The sequence below is a fragment of the Bartonella sp. AP57NXGY genome, from assembly GCF_042195805.1.
Classification (GTDB): Bacteria; Pseudomonadota; Alphaproteobacteria; order Rhizobiales; family Rhizobiaceae; genus Bartonella.
In genome coordinates, this window is record NZ_JBHIOZ010000193.1 from 1 (window position 1) to 2,208 (window position 2,208).

General features: G+C 40.2%; 1 pseudogene. It reads left to right on the forward strand.

The window, feature by feature from the left end:
* Nucleotides 1-127: 127 nt before the first annotated feature.
* A pseudogene (locus ACFIL8_RS09340) lies at nucleotides 128-2,208 on the forward strand (autotransporter outer membrane beta-barrel domain-containing protein); the annotation flags it as partial.

Consider the following 2,208-nt stretch of genomic DNA (forward strand, 5'->3'; position numbering starts at 1 on the left):
AAAAAACCAAAAATGTCTTACCAAATAAAAACAATTACTGAAATTAATAACAACTATCCATTTTCACTTCTTCTTATGAAGTTCGCGGGGAAATGAATATTTGGGGGCTATCATAAGGAGAATACTAGTGTATAAAACATCCCTTTTATCATGCACAGCTGCAGCCGCTATCATCCTGTTCAACATCCAGTTCAGTGCACATGCTGAAACCCTCGTAGTTTCTGAGGGAAAACAACAAGAAGTATCCGATAAAACCTACGAAACTATTCACGCAAAAGACGGTGGCAAAATCATTGGCAAGAATTTAACGATAAACCACCCAGTCCATTACGATGTATACGCTGTAACAGCTGAAGGTGTTAACAGTGTAATTGAATTACAGGATAGTAGAATTATCCCAAAACTTGATTCTGAGATTTTCCGCGGTCTTGAAGCCAAAGACGGAGCTACAATCAAAATGATTGGAGGTTCCATTGCAGCTGCCTCTGTTGGCGCTTCTTTTAATAACACGAATAGCAGCGAAAACATGCTAAAAGACGTGGTGATATCAGACTTAGATAAAGATGGACTGCAATTACTCTCAGGAATAGTTACCAAGGGAAGCACGCTCACCTTAAAAAATGTAACTGTTATGCATGCCTTCTCTGCTCTAAAGGCAGATGATCACTCGACAATAACAATCTCTGGAGGATCATTTGATGGAAAAACTGATGGAATATATGCTTCAAATGGCAGCACGGTTACTATCGACAACAAGACTGATATTACATCATCCAGTGCTTATGGACTCCATGCTGATGGTTCAAAATCCAAGATCACAATGACTGGAGGAACAGTAAGCGGACGGGGTGTAAGCGCATTGTTTGCCGAAAACGGCGGACATATTGATGTCAATGGTATTACTATAACATCGACAGATGGCACCGAAGATGGTGCACGCGCCGATGACTCTGGAAGCATGATTGAATTACATAATACAACGATTAAGGATGTTTCAACAGGGCTTATGGCATACAAAAAAGCTACAATCAAGATGACTGGAGGTTCTATTACGGCTATTGCAATGGGTGCTCTCTTCGGCGACGAAAACAGCGAAGAAAATAAGCTAGAAAATGTGAAAATATCAAGTGGTAAAGACGATGACCAACAACTCTTAGGGGTAATGTCCACCCATAACAACAAACTTACTTTAAAAAATGTAACAGTTACTCAAGCCAATATAGGCATAGCCTCCGCTGTTAATTCTCAAATAAACGTATCAGGGGGAGAATTTAATGTAAAAACCTCAGGGGTATCTGCTGAGAGTGGCGGCACCATTATCATAAAAGACAATGCTAAAATTAACGCATCTGATGGTAGTGGACTCCATGCAAGCGGTCCACAATCCCAAATCACAATGACAGGCGGAACAGTATTTGGAAAACAAGCTGCATTGTATACAGAAAACGGTGGACATATCGATGTCAAGGATATTTCTGCAACAGCACAAATCGGTGGTTTGCAAATCATGTCTCTCTTCTACACAGATCAAAATTATCCGCAAAAACGTCAAAGCAATGAAATCAATGTGACTAATGCAGATATCCACGTAGAAAATGGTGCTGGAATTCTTATCGGAGCTTTCACTGACAACGATATCGAAAACAATGCAGACCTATCAATTGGTACAGCCAATATCAAAAATTCAGAAATCCATGCCGATGTTTTATTAGGAAAAGGCGTTTATTGGAAAGACAAAGAGCTTTGGGACTATGTCGGTGCAAACGCCATCTCCAATGGCACCTTCACCTTAAGCGCTGATCAGTCTACTTTAGAAGGCAGAGCGAATATTGCTAAAGACAGAAATGTACGTTTTGATCTGAAAAACAATACAAAATGGACGTTGAAAATTAGCAAAAACGAAAAAGATGCTGATAGCAATCTCCTTGATATCGCTCAAAGATCTCGTTCTGATGTTTCTGTGCTTAATCTCGATAACAGCTCCATTGTTTTTGAGAAACCAACAGAAGATCATTACCAAACCTTGCATATAGGTTCTGGTAAACCAGACACGCAAGAAGTCTACAATGCAACGGGTGATGCAAAGATTTACTTCAACACGGCTTGGAGTGATGGTGCTGCAATAAATGACCAAAAAACCGATAGGCTTTTGATCAATGGGAACGTCTCAGGCAACACATCAGTTTATGTCACGGGGCGCTTAGAAGA